Below are 2,399 nucleotides of genomic sequence, written 5' to 3' on the forward strand. Positions count from 1 at the left end.
ACGATTGCCTGGCCTGATGCGCTGGCGCCTTATGCGGTGCAGATCATCATCGTCTCGGTCAAGGAAGAAGCCCAGACCGCGCTGGGTGATAAGCTGTACGGGACGCTGCAAGCGCTGGGGCTTGAGGTTCTGCTGGATGACAGGGACGAGCGTCCCGGCGTTAAATTCAAGGACTCCGGTCTGATCGGCGCGCCGCAGGTCGTGGTGATCGGCCGGGAAGCGGCGGTTGGGAGAGTGGAATACGAGAACCGTCTCAGCGGCGTTAAAGAGACGCTCGGGCTGGATGAGGCCGTCTTGCGGATTAAGGAACACGTTAACAACAGCCGGATCTGATGTATAATAGACTACTGGACCTTTTTACTAGCAGAGATTGATAGACAGGGAGCGATTGTTTTTGAAGACATTGATCATTGCGGAAAAACCGGATATGGGACGGAATATCGCCGCCGCAATTGAGCCGAAAGCCAAAAATCACCGTTCCTACCTCGAAGGGGAGCAGTATATTATTACATGGGCCATCGGGCATCTGATTGAACTGGCGGAGCCCGAGGCATACGATCCGAAATACAAGAGATGGAATATCGGCGACCTGCCGATCATCCCGGAGCACTTCAAGCTCGTTCCGAACCGGAAGACCATCGACCAGCTTAAAGTGATCGGGGAGCTGGCGAAGCGCAGTGATCTGCTCATTAATTCCTGCGACGCCGGGCGTGAGGGGCAGCATATCTTCTCGCTGATCCAGCGGCATTTGAAGCTGAAGCAGCCGGTAAAGCGGCTGTGGATCTCCGACCTTACGCCAGAGACGATCCGCAAAGGCTTCCGGGAGCTGAGGGACGGCTCGGAGTATGAGAATTTGACCAAAGCGGCCAAAGCGCGCAGCGAAGCCGACTGGCTGATCGGGATGAACGGCTCGCGCGCCTTCACGACAAGGCATAATGTGCTTTTGTCGGTTGGGCGGGTGCAGACGCCTGTCCTTGCCCTGATTTATGAGCGGCAGAAGACCATCGAGGCTTTTTCCTCGCTGAAATATTATCAGGTGGAGGGTCATTTTACGCAGGGAGATACGCCGTACAAAGGCTTGTGGCAGGGGGACCGCCTGACTGAAAAGGATAAAGCGGATGCGCTGGCCGCCAAGGTTAAAGGCAAACCGGGACGCATTGCGTCTTACGAGGTCAAGGAAACGAAGGAATATCCGAACCGGCTGTACGACCTGACGCTTTTGCAGCGGGAGGCGAACGGCAAATTCGGTTTTTCGGCCAAAAAAACGCTTGATCTCGCCCAAGCCCTGTACGAGAAGCATAAAGTCATTTCGTATCCCCGAACGAATTCCAATTATGTAAATGAGCAAAATATCCCGGAGATGCACAAGACGCTAACCTCGCTTGCGGGAACGGCTTACGATGAATGGGTTCAGGGGGCGAACCGGAGTCTGGTGCACAAAGGCAACAGGTTCGTCTGCAATCCGGCGAAGGTCGAGGACCATCACGCCATCCTGCCAACGGGCCGCAAAGCGGCGGGGCTGGGTCCTGACGAGCAGAAGCTGTACGATCTCATTGTCCGGCGGTTCCTGTCGCAGTTCTATCCGGCGGCCGAATACAAAATGCACACCGTAATCACCGAAGTGGAAGAGGAAAAGTTCAAGACAACGGTCAAGGAGCTGTTAAGCCTCGGCTGGAAGGTCATTTACGGCGATCAGAAGAAGGATAAGCCCAGAGGCGGCAAAGCCAGAGGCAAGGAGGACGAAGAGGAGGAGGAGACGGAGGTCAGCGAGCCGTTCTCTATTGTTCGCGGTGATGGGGTCCATTGCGGTGACGCCATCGTGAAGGAGAAGGAGACTCAACCTCCGAAGGCTTACACAGAAGGCACTTTGCTGAAGGCCATGGAAAGCGCGGGCAAGCAGATCGAGGACGAGGAGCTGCGCGACGCGATGAAGGATTCGGGCCTGGGTACTCCGGCGACACGGGCTGCGACGATCGAGCGGCTGAAGAAGGTCGGCTACATCGAGATGCAGGGCAAAAAGATTCTCATTACGCAAAAGGGCCGGACTGCGGTCGAGCTGATCCGTGGAGCAGGCGTCGAGCTGCTGACTTCTCCGGAAATGACCGGCCAATGGGAGCGCCGCCTGACAGAGATTTCGCGCGGAACGGCGTCGGACCTGCAGTTCATGGAGAATGTCAAAAAATTCGCGGCGATGATTGTCGACAAGGTGAGGGCGCAGTCCCGGGCGGATAAAACCTCTTTCGAAAGCAGCGAACCGGCTTCGGCAGGAGGGAAAGGCAGCGGCGGCGCCCGGCGTTCCGGCGGCGGGCGGGCGGGTTCTTCCGGCGGCAGGGGCCATAGCGGCGCGTCCGGCTCGGCCACGGGTCCTACGGCCGGAGCATATGGCTCATCCGGGGCCG

The 2,399-nt window shown here is 57.5% G+C and carries 2 protein-coding genes; both read left to right on the forward strand.

Features of this window, described 5'->3' with window-relative positions:
- On the forward strand, nt 1-333 hold a 333-nt coding region (locus tag L692_RS28870), incomplete at its 5' end, for a His/Gly/Thr/Pro-type tRNA ligase C-terminal domain-containing protein (RefSeq protein ID WP_036723762.1).
- Nucleotides 334-394: 61 nt separating this feature from the next.
- Nucleotides 395-2,399: DNA topoisomerase 3 (locus L692_RS0114490; RefSeq protein ID WP_025700895.1), on the forward strand; the 2,005-nt coding region annotated here is incomplete at its 3' end.

This window comes from Paenibacillus forsythiae T98, assembly GCF_000520735.1.
Classification (GTDB): Bacteria; Bacillota; Bacilli; order Paenibacillales; family Paenibacillaceae; genus Paenibacillus_AQ; species Paenibacillus_AQ forsythiae.